Genomic DNA, 20909 nt, shown 5'->3' on the forward strand with positions numbered 1-20909 from the left:
TGTGGTGGTCAAGTGATTTCGGACACCGCGTTAGGTGGATTGGCTGCCGTTGGTTGCTCGTAGACGCTGGGAGGCAGGTAGCCCAGCGTCGAGTGGATGCGAACGGTGTTGTAGAACCGAGCGATGTAGTCCGCGACATCCCGCCGCGCCTCGCCGTGGTTCGCGTAGCGGCGCTGCCAGACGCGTTCCGTCTTGAGGCTCAGGAAGAAGCGCTCGACGACGGCATTGTCCCAGCAGTTACCCCGGCGACTCATGCTCGCCTGGATCTGGTGCCGGACCAGCAGCCGCCGCCAGGCGGCGCTGGTGTATTGGCAGCCCTGGTCGGAGTGCAGCAGCAGTCCCGGCTCCGGTTGGCGCTGCTCCAGCGCCATGCGCAGGGCCTCGCAGGTCAGGCTCGCCGGCATCTGCCGATCGAGGGCCCAACCGATGACCTTGCGCGAGTACAGGTCGAGGATGACCGCCAGGTAGCTCCAGCCGGTGGCGGTTGGGATATAGGTGATGTCGGACGCCCACGCCTGGTTCGGTCCGGCCGGGGTGAACTCGCGGTTGAGATGGTTTTCGGCGACAGGGGCCCTGTCGTCGCGTTGCGTGGTGGTCACGAAGCGTCGCCGCCAGACGGGCCGCAGGCCGCGCTCGCGCATCAGCGTCCGCACCCGGTAACGGCCCACGGCGGTGCCATCCGCCTGTAAGGCTTTTGCCAGACGCCGGCTGCCGTAGGTCCGCCCGGAAGCCGTGAACACGCGCTCGAGGTGAGCGCCAGCGGCGCAGGGCACGCTTGGACGTCCGGCCCGCGCCCGCGCCGCGTAATAGCCGGCCCGGCTCACTCCCAGCAGCCGACAAAGACGATGGACAGGGCCTTCTCCGCTCAACCGCGTGATGCAGCGATGCATCACTTCAGTTCCCGGGCGAAGAAGGCCGACGCTTTTTTTAGCAGCTCCTTGTCCTCCTTCAACCGCCGGTTCTCCTCCTCGAGCTGGCGGATCCGCTGCTGTTCCGCCGTCAGCGGCCGACCCTCGCCCGGTTGCCCCGTGCGCTCCGCCTTGAGTTGATCGACCCAGCGGCGAACGGCCGTCTCGCCTAGATCCTGATCCCGGCATACGACCGAGACCTCCAGGCCGTCATCGACCACCATCCGGGCCACGCGCTCCTTGTATTCGCTTGAAAAACTTCGGCGCTTGCGTGCCATGGTTGTTCTCCTCGTCCAGGGGATATCGTCCCACCTAACGAGGTGTCCACGGAAATTAGACCAGCTCACTTTTTGGCCTGGAGGTTCGACGAGGGATGGCTTGGGTAGCCCCCAACCCGTTGGGGCGACCGGAAGGGTTGCTCTCAGTCCGCTCACCTCCCTGTCCAGACGGTTCCACATAATGGTCGACCGACTCGTGTCCGACGAGCGCTAGATACTCGTTTGGGCGGGACACCCCCTGTGACACCGTAGTCGACGTCTTCCGTTCTTGTTTGTCCCATCTCAAGAACAAGGCCGCGCCGATTTTCCGGGGGTTGCGTTATTACCAGGGTACCGCGATCCCACTTGAGGTCGCTTTAGCCTGTTTCCCGAAGTATGGAAAATTCTGGCTACGAACGAAGTCGGGCGCGCCATATTTTCGAAAGAGGGCATCCACATCCGGGTGCGTTTTTTCCTTTCTTCGGGCTGCAGGGAATCTGTAACCACTCACGCCAAGACCCAATGAGATGCCAGGGAGAGTCACGTCACAGCGATGCCAGGTAGGCGCGCATCGAGGCCAGGCCCTTGTCGGTCAAAGCAACTCGCATTCGCCGGCGATCTCCTGGATCGGGATACCGAGTTGTCAGACCGAGACGCTCGAGGGTATCCAGGTAGCGGGAGGTGGTCGTCAACGGCACTCGCGCGCCCACCGCGAGGCTGGAGACATAAGTCGCATGGCCAGTCAGGTGGTTATGGGCCAGATCGAGGAGCATGTCCCAGGCCGGATCGGAAAAGAGATCGGACGGGAAATGCTGTAGCCGTCGTCGCTGCAGGGCCAACACCTCTCCGACACGCTCCAGCATCTCGCCGTCCGACAGTTCGACTTCGTCCGGTTGCGTCGAGCCTGCCCCGCGCCTGTGGCTGGTCGACCCGAATGCCTTCAACTGGCGGTCCATATCGCGCATCTGTTTGCGCAGATGCTCCATCGCGGACGACACGTTATCGACAAAGCCGCTTCTCTCGCGCTCTTCGCGTGCCCGGCAGATCGCCCGGGTGACCGCTCCGTGCAGCACTTCCCGACTGACCGGCTTGCTGAGCACATCCTCAACATCGTGGCGGAGCGCCGTCACGGCCGCATCCGCATCCAGGTGACCGCTCATCACGACGATGCGAGGGCGCGCGCCATCCTCCGCGATGTCATGTATGGCGCGGATGAGCGCGAAGCCATCCATGCCCGGCATTCGAAGGTCCACGACAACGACCAGAATGCCGGGGTGTCCCTGCAGCCATCGCAGTGCCTCACGTCCGTCCCTCGCCGAAACGCACGGGATATCCGAAAGCGACAGGCTGCCCTGGAGTTCATCCAGGACATCGGGGTCGTCATCGACCAGTAGCGCAATCGGGGCAACCGCGGATTCGGCAAGTGACGTCGTGTTCATGCGGAGGGTTATCCATTGCCAGGTTGAAGCGTTATACCTGCGCGTTCAATGCAGCATCAATGCATCGGCTCGTCAAAGCCTCTTCTTTCATTCTGGAAGGACGCTCACAAGGTACTGCGGGCAGCACCTGCCTCTATTTGGCGGCTAAAGCCGCTGGATAAGCGGACCTGCGCGGGGTCATCCTCCAAAGGTGCCTTCCATCGCATCGCCACAATGGCCCCAATCTGGCAGAAGTGTCCCTGCCGCTCGCTTCCGCTTGGCGGCTGGTTCCGTATGCTGGAGCCGACACAAAACGATCGTCGGAATGACCCCGGGGCCCAGCATGACGCCAGTGGACCACACGCAGTCTGCCAAGATCCCCAGCGCGCCACTCATGCTGATTGTGGACGATGTGCGCGAGATTCGGGAGGAACTGATCGCCAGCGCCGGCCATCACGGCATCGCAGCCCATGGCGCCCCCGATCTGGCGGAAGCACGGCGCCGCCTGCGAAGCGTTCGCTACGACCTGATCCTGCTCGACCTGAAGCTCTCGGAAGGGGACGGGCTCGCCCTGTTGCCCGAACTCGCGCGGATGGAATCGGCGGCACCCGCGCTGGCGTTTCTGTCCGGACTTCACGAGGACATCCTGGGTGCCGCGGGCGATGTGGCGGCCGAACTCGGGCTGGACGTGCTCGCCCCACTCGGCAAGCCCATCCGGCGCGCATCCCTGACCGCTTTGTTTCGCCAACTGGAACAAGAGCCTCGCTCCCGCCCCGGGGTCGAGCTCCCAGCCGCCCTTGGACGGCGTGAATTCACCGAAGGGCTCGCACAGAGGCGGCTGATCCCCTACCTTCAGCCCCAATACTGTCTGCGCAGCGGGCGTTTGCTCGGATTCGAGAGCCTCGCCCGCTGGGAGCATTGGGAACTCGGCCAAACGCTGACGCCCGTTACATTTGCGGCCTACCTGGATGACCCTGAGTTCGCATGGCCCGTATTCGAACAGATTTTCCGCCAGGTCCTGCACCACGCCTCCGCCCTGCAAGAACGGTTCGGCGCTCACCTGCGCTTTGCCGTCAACGCCGGTGCAACGATCTTTGGACACGCCCGCTTCCCGGGCGATCTGGTTCGGGCATGCACCGAGGCAGCGCTGCCCGTTCATTCGCTCACCATCGAACTGACCGAGAGCGCACCGTCACTCAGCGTCGAGCAGCGCCTGGGTCTCGCCCGGGCACGCATCGCGGGGTTCGGGATCTCTCTGGATGACTTCGGTGCCGGCTCGGCAGGTCTGACACGGCTCGCCCAGTTGCCCTTGACCGAAGCCAAGGTGGATAGCTGGTTCATCCGCAACGCCACAAGCGACCGGCGCCGTCAGGCCCTGTTGCGGGATATCGCCATCCTTTGCAACCACCGGGCCATCGAGAGTGTCATCGAAGGGATCGAGGACCAGGCAATGCTGCAGATGGCCCAGCGGTTTGGCTTCGGTGTCGCACAGGGATACCTGTTCGGGCATCCAGTGCCGATCGAGCACGCCATGGAGTGCGCCGATCACTTCGCCCTGAACACGGAATCCACCTCGAAGAGCGACGCCCCGAACCGGACCATCCGCACGACGGAGGTCTCCCTGGAACCCGAGGCCCTCGTTTCATCGCATGCAGAGACGACCCACGAACCATCCGCCTGGTGCCTGATCGTCGACGACGACCCCCATATTCGCGAAGAGATGTCCGCGATTCTTACCGGCGAAGGCGTGACGTGCTGGCTGGCCGGCAGCGTCAGCGATGCCGAGTGGCAACTGGCAAACATCGACGATGTGGCGGTCATGTTCATCGACATCGACCTGCCCGACGGCAACGGGCTGCAGTTACTTCAGCATCCGGTCTTTCTCGACCGTCAGCTCGCACCCATTCCCATCATCCTGACCGGGCATGGCAACGAGACGACCGCCAACCAGGCCCGCGAGCACCACGCCGAATACCTTGAAAAACCGGTATCGCGAGAACAGATCCGCACGGCATTCAGGCAGGCCTGCGCGCGCTCGCCGTCGCGAAACACCTGTCGATCCTCTACCACCGCGGCGCTGCACCACTGATGAACCCCCGCCTGCTACGCATCGGCTTGTTGCTCGCACTTGTGATCCCGATCGTGATGTTCGGGATCCCCTGGGCCGGCCACACCGTCATGGCTTCGCCTCCATCGACCGGGGGCCCCTGGTACGTACTTGGGGGCCTGGTCGCGGGGCTTGCCACTGCCTGGCTGATCGGATTCCTGGGCTCCGACGTGACGAGCGCCAATACCGCCGGGCGAGAGAGTGACAGGCCAGGGCCCGCCGATGAGCCTTCCACACCCGAGGCAATGCAATGCCATCAACTGGCGTGCCTGGCCGGCCTCCCCGCCCCCCTCGCCCTGTGGAGCGGGACGCTGCAGCCGCAGGGGCGCCCCAGGGTGGACTCCGTCAGCGATGGCTATACCAGCCTCACCGGACTGAATGAACCTCCGGACGACTGGTTCGGGACGGCCGTGGAAGAGGACGCATCGAACATCGAGTGCGCCCTGGAAACCCTGCGCGCACAGGGCCGCTGTGAAGTCGACTATCGTATCCAGCTTCCTGACGGGACCCTGCGCTGGATCCACGAGCGACTGGCCATTTGCGACAAAACAACGGACGGACCCTGGACCATCGCCGGGCTCGCCCTGGATGTCACGGGCGCCCGCCTCGGTCCGCAACGCCTGCTCGAAAACGCTCGCATGGCCACCATGGGCCAGATCGCACTGGGATTGACGCACGAGTTCAACCAGCCGCTTCAGGTCATCCAGCTAGCGGCGGACAATGCCCAGGAATTCTTGCGCAAACCCGGTGGCGGTCAGCCACCATCCTACGCCCTTGCACGGCTCGAACGGATCATGGAGCAGACCGAGCGGGCGGCCGAACTGATCCGCCTGTTGCGGTTGTTCGGACCGCAGGCGACAGCCCTTCAAGCCATCCAGTTGCGGGATGCGGTTGACCATGTCCTCACGTTGATGGGGCAACAACTCGAGATGCGCGACATCCGGGTGCAGTGTCAGTTCGCGGAGCTACCCGCAGTCCACGCCGCACGCGGTGATCTCGAACACATCGTGGCCAACCTCCTGACCAATGCACGCGATGCACTGGAGACAAAGCCCGGTTCCCGCATGCGCAATGGACAGGACACCATCTGGATCACCACGTCCCGCGAGACATACGACGGTGCCCTCTGGGCGGTGCTTGCGATCCAGGACACCGGTTGTGGTCTCCCCGAGGGCCCTCCGGCGCGCCTGTTCGAACCGTTCTACACGACCAAGGAGCAGGGCCTCGGACTGGGCCTCACGCTCGTCCAGGGGATCGCACAGGCGCGCGGTGGCCATGTCGAACTGGCATCCACGAGCGGGGGCGCCCGAGTCTCGGTTTACCTACCGCTGCCCCCCAATCCACAACCATAAAAACACCCTTTCGCTCCGTCTCCTAACACTCGAGGAACCCCAACCGATGGCCTTGCTCACTTGGCCCCGCCCGCTGACCGATGACCCGGCCTGCATGACCCATCGTGCGCTTTTTCTGGACCGCATCGAACGCCTGCTTCCGTGGGAGACACTGATCCAGCAGCTGATCGATGCCGGCGTTGCCGAGGATCACTTCCCGGCAGGGCTGAACACCCACCTGCGCATCCATTGCCTGCAACAGTGGTTCACCTATACCGACCCGGCAGTCGAAGAAGCCCTGTACGAAATTCCCCTTTTCTGTGCCTTCTGCGGGACCGAAACATCGGTCGAAGGCAAACGGATCAACGAATTCAGAGACACCCTGGACGGGCTTGGACTGCTCGACTCACTGCATGATCGAGTGAACCAGACGCTACAAGCCGCCGGCCTGACCCTCAAGCCCGGGCGGGTCGAGGATCCGGTCCTTTTGCGCGACCCGGTGGCAGCCGGGCTGGCCGATCCCCTCGCGCTCTCCCCGCGTCCGGAAACCTCCGTCCCCATGGAGCGTGCCTAATGCCCCAAGGGCATCCCACCAGACTGGGACAAACATGCCTGGATGATTGGCTGCGGCGGCAACATGCTGGAAGCAGGACGAGCACTCGGAAACACGGAGACTCGACATGCCTAGCCGCGACTCGAGGAAACGCGCCATCCACCGCACCCATGTCAGGCCCAGACCGCCGGAAGACCACACTCAGGCGTGTGGCATGCGTCGGCTGCCGGCATGGCTCACTAAGCGCCATGCCCACCGGCCTGCCACCCTGCAGCACCTATTTGCTCCACTTTGGGTCGACTTGCCCCTGTGGCCGACCCCACGTGGAACGGGATGTCGGCGATGAAACCCTGGCTACGCCCTGTCCAGCGCCTGCGCGACTGGAACCCCTCGCTCTCGGGGATGACCGACCTCGTCCACGCCCTGCGCCGCAACCCGAAAGAGTCGGCGGCGCTCGTCGTCCTGGTGTTCGTCAGTAGTCTGGCCTTTCTCTACGTCGACGACAGCCAGCAGGGCACCTTCACGCTATTCCTGTTTGCCCCCGTTATCCTCGCAGCCCTGGCGTTTGGCATCTACGGAGGTTTTTTCGCAGCTCTGGTTGCGGCCGCGCTGATCGCTCCCTACTCCGCCCTGACCCTAACGCCGGAACACGCCTGGCTCTGGCTGGATTGGGGCATCCGCGCCACGTGGCTGACCGTGATCGGGGTGCTGGTCGGTATGCTCTCCTGCGCGGTCTGTAACCTCGAGGGCCGCGTCAACCTGCTGCGAGGGCTCAATCCGGAAAATGGCGAACCCGATTACGACTCTGCGCAGAAACACGTGGAAGTTCTGCTGAGCAGCACAACCGGTCGTGACCAGTACGCGAATGTCACGGAGGTGCGGGTAGCGAATTTCAAGGCGTTGCAGCAGCGCTTCGGCACACGGCGCATGGATGAAGTCATGCAGGTTCTGGCGGAGCACATCCGCCTCGTGATGCCCGCGGGAACCTTTGTCAGTCGTTCGGCCCCGGACTCGCTCTCTGTAGTGAACCGCTCGCATGCACCCTGGAACCCCGCCGAACAGACCGAGCGACTCCGCTCGGTCCGCGAGGCCCCGTTCCAGATTGATGGCCTCGAAATCCATACCGAGCTGGTCTCAAGCACGGTCAGCCAGCAAATCGAACCGCTCGGTGCCAATCTTGGCGCTAGCGATACGGCTGCCCCGCCGCCCGACATCAGCGACGCGGCAAGCCGGCTTCTGGGGCGTGCGCGCGATGCTCTGATGGCCGAGTCCGACTTGAACTCCGGTGGACCCGCCCCTTCTTGGCACGGCGACACGCAACTGCTGGGCGAGATCGCCAAGGCCATCGAGGACCAGGAAATCCAGGTGGTCTATCAGCCGGTCCTCGACCTGCGCAGCCGCAAGTTCCTCAAGCTCGAGGCCTTGCCTCGCTGGAACCATCCAACCCGGGGACTCATCCCGCCCAGCCGTTTCCTGCCCCTGATCGAACACGCGGGGATGATCCAGCATTTTGCCCGCTGGGTAGTCGAGGACGTTGTGGAACGTCTGGCCGAGTGGAAAGCCCAGGGTTACGAGCCCGTCGTTTATCTGGACCTGCACCCTCACATGCTGCATGACCACACCTTCTTTGGAGAGGTGGCGCGGCAGCTGCGGACCCATAACCTATCCTTGGCACAACTGGGCTTACAGATCCACGAACGCTACGTGATGTCCTTGAAAGGTCAGCAACTGCGGCATCTGCGCCATCTGCGAGCGTCCGGCATGCGCTGTGTTGTAGACAGCTTCCACGGCAAACATGTGCCGCTCACCCACTTGCGCACCCTTCCTCTGGACACAATCAAGTTGGATGCAAAGGCTCTGTGCTACGCCTCCGGGAAGCTGCATGATCCGCGCTCCATCCAGGCGATCGTCCGGATGGCGCATGACCTGGGACTTTCTGTAATTGGCGCCGGAATTGAGAACTCCGCGCACTTCAGCGAATTTGCTCAGCTCGGCTGTGACGAGCTTCAGGGTCCCTTGCTCGGCAGGCCGCTCGAGCATACCCAGATAGACAGTCTGATGGATGTCCGTTACTCCCAGATCAAGCCGCTTTTTGCCGCCCGTGCGCCCGAGCGTGAAGAATCAGAACTGGATCCTGCATACTCGCCGGATTGAAATGGCGGGACCGGGGAGCGGGCCTCCGCTGGCGCGCTTCCGCGCCGTCAAGGACCATCGGCGGCGTGGCCACCTTACCGGTGATCGCGGCGGGCCCGCTCATCCGCGATCTTTGTGCAATGCCTGATGGATGGCGGTCAGGAGCTGCGCCTTCCGATAGGGCTTGCGTAGCACCGGCGCAGAGCTTCCGGACGGATTGCCCACCATGGGCTCGTCACCGGTGTAGCCCGATGCCATGACGATGGGCAGGCCCGGTCGCACCTCGCAGGCCTGCGCGACTACATCGGTTCCCGACAAACAGCCCGGCAGCACCACATCGCACAACAACAGATCGAGCTGCGCATCGCTGCGGAGAATCTCGATCGCCGTGTCGGCGTCCTCAGCTTCGCACGTCTGAAAACCCGCCTCGCGGAGAATGCCCGTCACCAGCTCCAGGATCTCGGGGTGATCCTCGACGATCAGGATGACCTGCCCCCAACCCTTGTCCAACACGTCCGGTACGGGTTCGACAATCAAGTCGGCCGGTTCGCTCGAGGCGGGCAATAACAAGGTAAAGGTGGTCCCGGACCCCGGCTCGGAGTTGACCTGAATCGACCCTCCCGACTGCTGGAGGAAACCGAACACCATGCTCAGACCCAGGCCGCTGCCCTGCCCCGTCGCCTTGCCACTAAAGAATGGCTCGAAGATACGGTCCAGCTCGTCCGGATACATTCCGGTGCCCGTATCCCGCACCATTACCACCAGGAAATCGCCGTCGCCTGCGTCAGCGTCGGGCGCACCCACAGCAGCGTCACCGTCCGCGTTGCGCATCCCGATCTCCAGCACGCCCCCTTCCGGCATCGCATCGGCAGCATTGAAGGCGAGGTTCAGCAGGGCACTCTCCAGCTGACTTCGGTCCATATGCACCGGCAGGATTGATTCATTCGGGGTCAGGATGACCAGTCGGCTCTGCTGCCCGAGCGAGGCCTCGAGAATCGGCCGCATCTCTTCGAGGAGATCCTGGAAATCCAGCCTCTCGGGCATCAAGGTCTGGCGTCGGGCAAAGGCCAGCAGGCTTTGCGTGAGGTTCCGCCCACGTTCCGCGGCCTGCTCGATGACCCGCAACAGCCGAGCCGGTTGCGACCCTCTGGTCACATGCTCTTCGAGTCGGTCGACGTTGCCCAGGATCACGGTCAACAGATTATTGAAATCATGCGCCAGGCCACCAGTCAGGCGGCCCGTCGCCTCCATGCGCTGCGCGTTCATCAGCTCGCGTTCCATCGCCCGCTTTGCCGTGACATCGCGCTCGACCGACACCCAGTGGGTAAACCATCCCGTCTCGTCGGCCAAGGGGACAATATCCAGCTCCAACCACAGCTCCTCGCCGCTCTTGGTGTAGTTCAGGAGCTCGGCCCGCACCGGACGCCACTGCTCCAGGGCCCGCCGAATCCGGCGAAGTTCTGCGGGCTGCGTCCCCGGCCCCTGGAGCATGCGCGGCGTATTCCCAATGGCTTCGTCGCGCGTGTACCCGGTGCGTCGCTCGAACGCCTCGTTCGCAAAGATGATCCGTGGCCCCGGATACTCAATCGGCTCGGCTTCCGTGATCAGGACAATGTCGTTGATCCGCGAAATGGCCGCTCGCAGCAGCTTGAGCTCCTGCTGTTGCTTGCGCTCCTCGGTCACATCCAGAAGGTATACGGTCAGACCGTCAGGCAACGGGTAGATCCGCACATCAAGACACACACCGCGGGGTTCGAAATGGGCCTGAAAGGTGACCGCCTCCCCTCGCCGCATTGCCCGACGGAACTGCATTCCAAACGGGTCGCTCGGCGAAAACCGTCCCTGACCCCAGATGGAGGAGGCTTCTTCCGGGCCGCCCAGTAACCCGAGCAAGCTCCTCGCCTTGAGATTGGCGTAAGTCAGCCAGTATTCCCGGTTCACAGTAAAGAAAGCATCCGTGATGCTCTCCACGGTGTCCTGCAGGCGAAGATCAAGCGCCTTCGCCTCCTCGCGTAATTGCCGCAGCCCAGTGATGTCGATAGCCAAACCCACCCATCGTAGGATGCCGCCATCCGCCGACTTCACCGGGAGCGCCTGGGCCAGATGCCAGATGTATTTGCCATCGGCGCGACGAAGCCGCACCTCGCGTATATAGGGCTCTCCAGTCGCCATCGACCGACCCCAATGATCGAGCGTCGGGGCACGATCGTCCGGATGGAGCGTATCGCGCCAAGCGGTCAGAAACCCCTCCTTGGTGGTCCCGGAAAATTGCGCAAACTGGCCCCCAATATAATCCAGCTCACCATCAGGCCTTGATGTCCATATCTGGATCGGCATCAAGTCGACGATCTGTTCGTAGCGGGCTCGTTCCTCACGCAGAGATTCCAGCCGCCTGCGCTCGTGCTCAAAGATCGACTGGTAATAGTAAAAAACCGAGAACACCGCCAGCACAGCGGCCGTTGCCCCCAGCCGGTTCGCCACCACGTACCCCATCGGAAAACCTTCTGGCCCGGAAGGCGACAGCAGGAGCCCGACCCAGATCGCCGCCACCGCCAATGCAGTCACCAATGCCAGAAAGCCACCACCACCGGCATAGAAGGCCAGCACAAGCAGAGGTATGTAGAGAAATCCGTGCGCAAAGCCGAGCTGCGTCACCCACTCGGTCGCCAGGATGAGCGCCATGCCGGAATACACCGTCGCGGCCAGGACCCAGCTCCGCGGCTCTGAAGCCTCCATGTTCGTCATTGCGTCCAACTACCTTCAAGCCAAATACGCATTGACCAACAAGCACCCCCGCGGATGAACCACCCCGGATTTTCGGAAACTCGCTGGTTTGGGGCACGCCGCACGAGCGGACCTCTGAAGTCGTTGATGGTACTCCGCTTGAGTTCGACCCCGTTCCCGCGGGCCGTTTGCAAGGGGCTTTTTTGTCGCTGCGAGTTCCAGTCGAGCCGAGCGAGTGTCAGGCAGGTCAGGCCCCAGGTTAAACCGCACCTCCAGCGGGTCGCCGATCGGATGCGGGGCCAGACGAAGAAGGCGCCACGTCAGGCATGTGGGTCGCGCGGTCGAAACCACTTCTCCTCTTTGCCAAGTGCGGCGCTGACCAATGCATCAAGTCCACCTCCTGCCCAAGCGCCATAGCGTTCAGCACCTGAGAGCACTCTCCCGCACCCACTATTCGGGAAACCCCTCTTCCCCCAGCCGTGCTGCGCTCCCCGCCCCTGGACCCCCTCCCCAGAGGCGGGGTGACTTCATACCGGGTCCAGGCCTGATCCGACCGCTCCAACCGAGCCCCTCACGCCATCCGTGTCCCCTGCCCAGGCTGGCGGCCTCGACTTCCCGCTGGATCACGTTTGACGCCAGGCAACCGTGCGCTGGCGAACATACGGCGCTGACGCAAGGTGCAAGACTGAAGTCGTTGCCTACGACGGGGTAGGCCAGCCCGGCCCTGACCCACCTGCGTCCGGACAAGGAGAAGGTCATCGACATCAAGGCGTTCGGATCTTCCTCGCGTACGCGCGAGGCGCTTCGCCACGACCGCGACACCGAGTTGCTGCGTTCGGAGCTTCTGAGCGTCGAGCAGCTCAAGCGGCATGCGGTCACGCTGGCCGAGCAGCACCGTATCGATCCCCGCCCCGGACCGGACCGGCTGCTGCCGCGCCTGGCGGACAATGAACAGGTCCTGATCGCGGCCTACGATGTCATCACCGCGACCCGTGCCGAAGTACCGGGCCAGCGAATCGTGCCGGACGAGGCGTGGCTGCTCGACAACTTCTACCTGATCGAGCAGCAGATCGCGATGGCACGACGCCATCTGCCCGACGGCTACAGCCGGCAGCTGCCGCACCTGGCCGATGGCCCCTCGGCGGGCTTCCCGCGCATCTACGACCTGGCGCTGGGACTGATCTCGCACATGGATGGGCGGGTCGATCGCGACAACGCCACCGAGATGATCGCCGCCTATCAAACCGTCGAGCCCCTGAAACTCGGTGAGCTGTGGGCGTTCCCGATCATGCTCCAGCTGGCCTTGCTGGAGAACCTGCGCCGCGTCGGGGTGCGCATCGCCCAGCGTCGCGTGGAACGTGACGCGGCCATCACCTGGGCGGACCGCATGCTCGCGGCCGCCGAACGCGAACCCGCGCAGCTGATCCAGTTGCTGGCCGAGTTTGCCAGTGCCGATGTGCCGCTGACGGCGCCGTTTGTGGAGGAGTTCTACGGCCGGCTCCAGGCGCAGGGGCCGTCCATGGCCTTCGTGCAGACCTGGGTCGAGCAACGGTTGCAGGAACAGGGGGTCACCACTACCGGGTTGTCCGAGGCGTATGGACGCACGGCGGCAGCCAACCAGATTTCCATCGCCAACTGCATCGGCAGCCTGCGGTTCATCTCCTCGATGGACTGGAAGCAGTATGTCGAGTCACTCAGCGTAGTGGAACGGATCCTGAGGGAGGATCCAATGGGCAGCTACGCCGGCCAGGACTTCGCGACCCGCGACCGGTATCGCCACGTCATTGAGGAAGTGGCGCGCCACAGCGGCCGCAGCGAACCGAGCGTCGCGCACGAAGCCATCGGTCTGGCGCAAGCGGCAGCCACACACCGGAACCCCCGCGACCGCGGTGTGCATGTGGGCTACTACCTGGTCGACCGGGGACGTCCGGACCTGGAGCATGCAGTGGGCTACCGGCCCTCGTGGAGATCCCGCATCCGCGGGGTGTTCCGGGAACACAGCCTGCCCCTGTATCTGGGGCCCATTGGGTTGCTCACTCTCCTCATCGCAGGCGTTGCGGCATCCCTTGGAGGCTTCTTCGGCGCCGGTTCCGGGTGGAACTGGCTGCTTGCGCTTCCGCTCTTGATCGCCGCCTCGGCGCTGGCGATCGCCCTGGTAAACCTGCTGTACACGCGCGTTCTGCCACCACGGGCCTTGCCGCGCATGGATTTTTCCCACGGGATTCCCGACCGCCACCGCACCATGGTGGTCGTACCCACCCTCCTGGGAAGTCCGCAGGACGTCGATGATCTGCTCGAAGCCATGGAGATCCGCTATCTCGGGAATCGCGATCCCAACCTGTTTTTCGCCCTGCTGACGGACTTCCGCGACGCGCCCGAACAAACCATGCCCGGGGATGAGGCCCTGCTCGCCCATGCGCGCAGTGCAGTCGAACAACTCAACCAGACCTACAGCGACGATCGCCCCTGCATCTTTTACTTGTTCCACCGGCCCCGGGTGTGGAATCCGTTCGAGCAGATATGGATGGGCCATGAGCGCAAGCGCGGCAAGCTGGAGCAGTTCAATGCGCGGCTGCGAGGCGAAGCCCTGACCGCCTTCTCCGATCTTGTTGGCGATCCGTCCGTGCTCGCGTCGATCCAGTACGTCATCACCCTGGATACCGATACCCAGCTACCGCGCGACGCCGCCCGCGCCCTGATCGGCAATCTGGCGCATCCGCTCAACCGCCCGATCTACGACCCCGACAAGGGCCGCGTGGTGGAGGGCTATGCGATCCTCCAGCCCCGCGCGATGATCAGCCTGACCAGCGCCGAGCAGTCGCACTTCAGCCGATTGTTTGCCGGTGAGTCCGGCCTCGACCCGTATACCCGTGAAGTGTCGGACGTCTACCAGGATGTCTTCTGCGAAGGCTCGTTTATTGGCAAGGGCATCTACGACGTGGATGCGTTCCGCCAGGCCGTCGACGGACGCTTTCCGGAGAACCTGATCCTCAGTCACGACCTGCTCGAAAGCGGGTATGCTCGGTCGGCCCTGGTGACCGATATCGAACTGATCGAGGAACACCCGGCCAGTGTTGCCATCGAGGCCAGTCGGCGCCACCGCTGGATACGGGGCGACTGGCAACTGGCAGGCTGGCTGCGCCCGCGGGTACCGGGGCCGCCCGGCCCGGACGGATCCATGGGACCGCGCCAGCCGAACCCGCTCTCGGCCCTGTCGCGCTGGAAACTGTTCGACAACCTGCGGCGCAGCCTGGTCGCGCCCGCGCTGGTACTCCTGCTTGCAGGGGGCTGGCTGCTGGGACCAGCGTGGCTGTGGACCCTGCTGGTCGTGGCCGTGGTGCTCCTGCCCACCCTGCTGTCCAGCATCATCGAGCTGATCGACAAGCCAACCGGACGCGACTGGGCGCCACACTTGAACCTGACCGGACGGTCGACCGGCCGGCCGCTGCTGCTTGCCCTGCTGACCCTGGCCTTCCTGCCCTACGACGCGCGGATCAGCGTGGGTGCGATCCTGCACTCGGGCATCCGCATGCTGTACACGCGCAGCGGTCTGCTGCTGTGGTACCTGCCATCGTACGCGCGCCGCAACGCCCGCCAGACGCCGGCCGGTTTTTTCCGGGAGATGGCGAGCGCACCCGGCCTTGCCGTCGTGCTGGGCGTGCTACTGGCCCTGACCGGCAGCCCGACGGCGGTCTGGCTTGCTGCCGCCCCAATCCTGCTGCTGTGGCTGATCGCGCCGGTGATCGGCTGGTGGATCAGCCGGCCGCTAATCGTTTCCACTCCGGACCTGAGCGCCGATCAGCGGGCCTTCCTGCGGGCCGTGGCCCGACGTACCTGGCGCTACTTCCTGGACTTCGTCGGCCCCGAAGATCACTGGCTCCCACCCGACAATTTTCAGGAATCCCCCGCCCCGGCCATCGCCACGCGGACCTCGCCGACCAACATGGGCATGGCGCTACTGGCCGATCTGGCGGCGGTCGATTTCGGCTATCTCACGACCGGGGAATGCCTGGAACGCATCGGCAACACCCTGGGCTCGATGGAGCAGCTGGAACGCTATCGCGGGCATTTCTACAACTGGTACGACACCCGCACCCTGCAACCCCTCCAGCCGCAATACGTATCGTCGGTGGACAGCGGTAACCTGGCCGGCAGCCTGCTGACCCTGCAAGCCGGCCTGGAGGAACTGAAACACCAACCGATACTGACCGCGAACGCGTGGCAGGGCCTACAGGACACCCTGGAGGTGCTCGCCGAACACTTGCCCCCTGCTTCCGCGCCCGAGTTGACGAAAACCGTCGGCCGGCTGCAGGAGACCCTGCGCACCCTGATGCTGAACGGCCCCCCGCAGACCCTGGAGGCCGCCACCCGTGCGCTCGGCGAACTTCACCGACTCGGGGGCATGCTCCTCGAGGAGCCGTCGCCAGGTACCGAGATCGACCCTGAACTGGATGCCTGGACGCAGGCATTCCAGCGCCAGGCCCAGGCCCTCCAGGAGGAGTTCGCGCAGCTGGTTCCCGCCACGTGGCCTGACAACGGCCTCCCGACGCGGGCGGAACTGGCCCGGGCGGATACTGGAGGTGGCGGGGCCCGGGCGCAGATCGACCGCATCGATGACCTGATCGGGCGTTGCAGCGCACTGGCGACGATGGATTTCGAGTTTCTCTACGACGCGCCGCGCGACCTGCTGGCCATCGGCTATGACGTCACCGAACGGCGGCGTGACCCATCGTGCTACGACCTGCTGGCATCGGAAGCCCGCCTGGCCAGTTTCCTGCTCATCGCGCAGGGACAGGTGCCGCAGAAACACTGGTTCACGCTCGGCCGCCTGCTGACTCGCCATGGAGGCGACATCAGCCTGATCTCGTGGAGCGGCTCCATGTTCGAGTACCTGATGCCGCAGCTCATCATGCCGAGCTACACCAATACCCTGCTGGACCAGACCGGCAAGGCGGCCGTGGCACGCCAGATCGAATACGGCCGTCAACGGGCAGTGCCCTGGGGTATATCCGAGTCCTGTTACAGCGCCACGGATCTCCATCAGGTGTACCAGTACCGCGCCTTCGGCGTGCCCGGCCTCGGCCTGAAGCGGGGGCTGGGCGATGACCTGGTGATCGCACCCTACGCCAGCGCCCTGGCCCTGACCGTGGCACCGCAGGACGCCTGCCGTAACCTCCAGAACCTGGCGGATCAGGGATTCCTCGGCGCCTACGGGTTCTACGAGGCGATCGACTATACGGCGACCCGGGTGCCGCACGGCAATCCGCATGCCGTTGTGCGCTCCTTCATGGCGCATCACCAGGGCATGAGCCTGCTCGCCTTTGCCCATGTCCTGCTCGATCAGCCAATGCAGCGCCGTTTCATGTCCGATCCGCTGGTGCGGGCGACCGAATTGCTGCTCCAGGAACGGGTGCCAAAGAAGGGCGCCACCGTGCACCCGCACGCCGCGGAGGTCAGTGCCGCCGCTCGCCCCTCCGGCGCGGACACCGGTTCGATCATGCGCATGTTCACCGACCCGGACACGCCGATGCCCGAGGTTCATCTGCTGTCGAACGGCCGTTACCACGTCGTGGCGACGCATGCCGGCGGCAGCGCCAGCCGCTGGCGCGACCTTGCCGTCACCCGCTGGCGCGAGGATGCCACCACCGATGGCTGGGGCACGTTTATCTACCTGCGCGACCGCGACAGCGGCACCTACTGGTCGACAGCCCACCAGCCCACCCTGCGCCCCGCCGACCACTACGAGGCAATCTTCGTCCAGGGGCGGGCGGAATACCGCCGCCGCGACCACGCGATCGAGGCCCACACCGAGATCTGTGTCTCGCCCGAGGACGATGTCGAGATCCGCCGCGTCACCCTCACCAACCAGTCGTCCAGTACCCGCCACATCGAGGTGACGAGCTACGCGGAAGTGGTGCTGGCGCCGTTGAACAACGACCTCGCGCACCGCTCGTTCAGCAATCTGTTCGTGCAGACCGAGATCCTGCCGGAGCGCCAGGCGATCCTCTGCACGCGGCGCCCACGCACGCCGGGCGAACAAGTGCCCTGGATGTTCCACCTGATGGCGGCCCCGGGTGCGACAACCGACGAACCCTCCTACGAGACCGACCGTGCCCGCTTCATCGGCCGCGGGCGCAGCGCAGCCAACCCGCTGGTGCTCGACAACCCGGACAGCGAGGCGACCCTTTCCAATACGGATGGGCCGGTGCTGGACCCCGTGGTCGCGATCCGCCGCACCCTGACCCTGGCGCCCGACGAGTCGGCCAGCGTGCAGATCATCTCCGGGGCCGTGGACACCCGCGAGACCGCACTGGCCCTGCTGGAAAAGTATTGCGACCGCTACTTTGTCGAGCGGGCATTCGAGATGGCCTGGTTCCAGAGCCAGGAGGTGCTGCGCCACATCAATGCCACCGAAGTCGATGCCCAGCTCTTCGGTCGCCTGGCCAGTTCCGTCGTCTACGGCAACGCCCTGCGCCGCACCAAGCCCGCCACCATCGCGCGCAACCGGCTGGGCCAGTCCGGGCTGTGGCGCTTCGGCATCTCGGGGGACCTGCCCATTGTCCTGTTGCACATCCGCAACCTGGATCGCATCGGCCTGGTCAGGCAGATCCTGCAGGCCCACACCTACTGGCGTCTGAAGGGCCTGGCCGCGGACCTGGTGATCGTGAACGAGGACTTCTCCGGCTACCGCGCCCTGCTCCAGGATCAAATCATGGGGCTGATCCACGCCGGACCCGAGGCGCAGGTCGTCGACCACCCCGGCGGGGTCTTCGTGCGGCGTGCCGAAGAACTGACCGAGGACGAACGGGTCCTGCTGCAGACGGTGGCGCGGATCGTCTTCAGCGACACGGCCAAGACCCTGAGCGAAGAGATGGACCGGAGGCTGTCGGCCAAGTCGCTGGATCGGCGGGTCTCGAACAAGGGACGATCGGTGGATCGGCGCCGCTCGAAGCCGGGCCGATCGGTGGACCGGCGCGTGACCGCAACGCGTGCCTCCGATCTGCTGGAACCCGCCAAGCCTGCCACCCCCGAAGCGGTTCATCCGCTGGCGTCACGCGAGCGGGTATTCAGCAACGGGCTGGGCGGCTTCACCCCCGACGGGCATGAATACGTGGTCACCCTGGAGCCCGGCCAGACGACCCCGGCGCCGTGGGTCAACGTCATCGCCAGCCCCCACATTGGCACGGTCGTCAGCGAGAGCGGCAGTGCCTACACCTGGGTCGAGAACGCGCACGAGTTCCGCCTCACCACCTGGCACAACGATCCGCTCTCGGACGCCAGCGGCGAGGCCTTCTACATCCGCGACGAGGAGACCGGGATGTTCTGGTCACCCACGCCGCTGCCAGCCCGCGGCCAATCCGGCTACGTATGCCGGCACGGGTTTGGCTACAGCGTGTTCGAGCACACCGAATCGGAGATCGCCTCGGAGCTGCATACCTACGTCGCCATGGACGCGCCGGTGAAGATCGTGCGGGTCAAACTGAGCAACACATCGCAGCGGCCACGCAGCCTGTCGCTGACCGGGTACTGGGAACTGGTGCTCGGCGAGTGGCGGCACGCGAACATGATGCACATCGTCACCGAAGTCGATGCGCAAACCGGGGCGCTGCTGGCCCGCAATGCCTACGGCCGCGAATGCGCCAACCGGGTGGTGTTTGCCCATGTCGGCGGACGCGAGCGCTGGATCAGCGGGAGTCGCAACGAATTCATTGGCCGCAACCGCTCGCTGGCCAGCCCGGAGGCGATGCGCCGTAAGCGGCTGTCCGGCAAGACCGGGCCCGGCCTCGACCCGTGCGCCGCGCTCCAGACCCGGATCGAACTGGCTGCAGGAGAGGAACAAGAGATCGTGTTCGTCTTCGGTGCGGCCGCCAACGCCGACGAGGCGCGCCAGTACATCCAGCGATTCGGCGGACGCGCCGGCGCGCGCCACGCACTCGAAGCGGTCTGGGAGTACTGGAATCACACGCTGGGCGCGGTGCATGTGGACACCCCCGACCCCGCCCTGAACGTGCTGGCCAACGGCTGGCTGGTGTATCAGACGATATCGTGCCGGCTGTGGGGCCGCAGCGGCTATTACCAGTCCGGCGGTGCCTACGGGTTCCGGGATCAGTTGCAGGACACCATGGCGCTCGTCCATGCCACGCCCTGGCTGGCCCGCGAACAGCTGCTTCGCTGTGCCGGACGCCAGTTCCCGCAGGGCGACGTGCAGCACTGGTGGCACCCGCCCAACGGCCAGGGCGTGCGCACCCGGTTCTCCGACGACTACCTGTGGCTGCCCTATGCCGCCTGTCGCTACGTGGCAGCCACCGGGGACACCGGCGTGCTCGACGAGTCCATCGCGTTCCTGGAGGGCCGCGAACTCCATGCGGACGAGGAGGCCTACTACGACCAGCCGCAGATCTCGTCCGAATCGGCCAGCCTCTATGAACACTGCGTGCGCGCCCTTCGGCACGGGCTGCGTTTCGGCGAGCACCACCTGCCGCTGATGGGTTGCGGCGACTGGAACGACGGCATGAACCTGGTCGGCAACGAGGGCAAGGGCGAGAGCGTATGGCTCGCGTGGTTCCTGTTCGAGAATCTCGAGCAATTCGCCGACCTCGCGCGCAACCACGGCGACGCGGACTTTGCCGAGTTGTGCACCGCGCAGGCCGAAGCGCTTCGCGACAACATCGAAGCCGAAGCCTGGGACGGTGCCTGGTACCGGCGCGCCTGGTTCGACAATGGGACTCCGCTGGGTTCGTCCAGCAACGAGGAGTGCCAGATCGATTCGATCAGCCAGAGCTGGGCGATCCTCTCCGCGGGTGGCGACCCGCTGCGCGCCCGCCAGGCAATGGCGGCGGTGGACACGCGCCTGGTGCGACGCGACGCGCGGATCATCCAGCTGCTCGACCCGCCCTTCGACCACTCCGACCTGGAACCGGGGTACATCAAGGGCTACATCCCCGGTGTGCGCGAGAACGGCGGCCAGTACACCCATGCCGCGATCTGGACCACGATGGCATTCGCCAGGATGGGCGACACGGAACGCGCCTGGGAGTTCTTCGCCATGCTCAATCCCATCCACCAGGGCAGCACCCCGGAGGCGATCGAACGCTACCGGGTCGAGCCCTACGTGATGTGCGCGGATATCTACGGCGCCCCACCGCACACCGGCCGCGGCGGCTGGACCTGGTACACCGGGGCGGCCGGCTGGATGTACCGGCTGACGGTCGAGACCCTGCTGGGCCTGCACCTGGAAGCCGACCATCTGCGCATCACGCCCCGCATCCCTGCGGACTGGGACGCCTACCGCATCCACTACCGCTACCGCGAGACGGTCTACCACATCACCATCCGGCCGACCGGGGAACCCGAAGGTCAGGTGACCCGCATGACGGTGGACGGTGTCGAGTGCCCGGATTCACGCATCCCATTGGTGGACGACCACCAGGAGCATCATGTCGAACTCCATCTCGTTACAAAGGCGTGATCGCCAGCG

General features: G+C 64.8%; 8 protein-coding genes. 5 read left to right on the plus strand and 3 right to left on the minus strand.

Annotation, left to right across the window (positions count from 1 at the left end):
- Window positions 1–8: 8 nt before the first annotated feature.
- A protein-coding gene (locus F622_RS13840; RefSeq protein WP_143592474.1) for an IS3 family transposase occupies window positions 9–1186 on the minus strand; the annotation gives its coding sequence in 2 pieces (ribosomal slippage) (window positions 9–919 and window positions 919–1186; 1179 coding nt in all).
- Window positions 1187–1710: 524 nt separating this feature from the next.
- Entirely contained in the window at window positions 1711–2604 is an 894-nt protein-coding gene (locus tag F622_RS0108915; protein ID WP_019571753.1) for a response regulator, read from the minus strand.
- Window positions 2605–2794: 190 nt separating this feature from the next.
- Between F622_RS0108915 and F622_RS0108920 the strand changes: the two genes are divergently transcribed.
- The 4 genes from F622_RS0108920 (at window position 2795) to F622_RS0108935 (ending at window position 8728) form a co-directional block, all read left to right on the plus strand.
- Window positions 2795–4672: an EAL domain-containing protein gene (locus tag F622_RS0108920; protein ID WP_231365743.1), complete on the plus strand. Its 1878-nt coding sequence runs from the start codon at window positions 2795–2797 to the stop codon at window positions 4670–4672.
- The gene (locus F622_RS0108925; RefSeq protein WP_019571755.1) at window positions 4672–6042 is read left to right on the plus strand and encodes an ATP-binding protein; all 1371 of its coding nucleotides are present in this window, start codon (window positions 4672–4674) and stop codon (window positions 6040–6042) included. The genes F622_RS0108920 and F622_RS0108925 overlap by 1 nt, the downstream gene beginning before the upstream one ends.
- Before the next feature lie 46 nt (window positions 6043–6088).
- Window positions 6089–6595, plus strand: coding sequence for a transposase (locus F622_RS0108930; protein WP_019571756.1), 507 nt, complete (start codon window positions 6089–6091; stop codon window positions 6593–6595).
- A 381-nt stretch (window positions 6596–6976) separates the two neighbouring features.
- Window positions 6977–8728 carry an EAL domain-containing protein gene (locus F622_RS0108935; RefSeq protein WP_019571757.1) on the plus strand — a complete coding sequence of 584 codons (1752 nt, stop codon included), beginning with the start codon at window positions 6977–6979 and terminating at the stop codon, window positions 8726–8728.
- 99 nt (window positions 8729–8827) lie between these two features.
- On the opposite strand, the gene F622_RS0108940 is transcribed toward F622_RS0108935, so the two are convergent.
- Entirely contained in the window at window positions 8828–11452 is a 2625-nt protein-coding gene (locus F622_RS0108940; protein WP_019571758.1) for a PAS domain-containing sensor histidine kinase, read from the minus strand.
- Between the two features lie 805 nt (window positions 11453–12257).
- On the opposite strand from F622_RS0108940, the gene F622_RS0108945 reads away from it, so the two are divergent.
- The gene (locus tag F622_RS0108945) at window positions 12258–20900 is read left to right on the plus strand and encodes a GH36-type glycosyl hydrolase domain-containing protein (RefSeq protein ID WP_019571759.1); all 8643 of its coding nucleotides are present in this window, start codon (window positions 12258–12260) and stop codon (window positions 20898–20900) included.
- Window positions 20901–20909 lie beyond the last annotated feature (9 nt).

Origin of the sequence: Thioalkalivibrio sp. ALMg3 (assembly GCF_000381225.1) — a bacterium.
Taxonomy (GTDB): Bacteria; Pseudomonadota; Gammaproteobacteria; order Ectothiorhodospirales; family Ectothiorhodospiraceae; genus Thioalkalivibrio; species Thioalkalivibrio versutus.

What these genes read in the sequence shown, in the direction of transcription:
- F622_RS0108915 (WP_019571753.1), bottom strand. Translation starts at nt 2,604, where the DNA reads ATGAACACGACGTCACTTGCCGAATCCGCGGTTGCCCCGATTGCGCTA.
- F622_RS0108930 (WP_019571756.1), top strand. Translation starts at nt 6,089, where the DNA reads ATGGCCTTGCTCACTTGGCCCCGCCCGCTGACCGATGACCCGGCCTGC.
- F622_RS0108935 (WP_019571757.1), top strand. Translation starts at nt 6,977, where the DNA reads ATGACCGACCTCGTCCACGCCCTGCGCCGCAACCCGAAAGAGTCGGCG.
- F622_RS0108940 (WP_019571758.1), bottom strand. Translation starts at nt 11,452, where the DNA reads ATGACGAACATGGAGGCTTCAGAGCCGCGGAGCTGGGTCCTGGCCGCG.
- F622_RS0108925 (WP_019571755.1), top strand. Translation starts at nt 4,672, where the DNA reads ATGAACCCCCGCCTGCTACGCATCGGCTTGTTGCTCGCACTTGTGATC.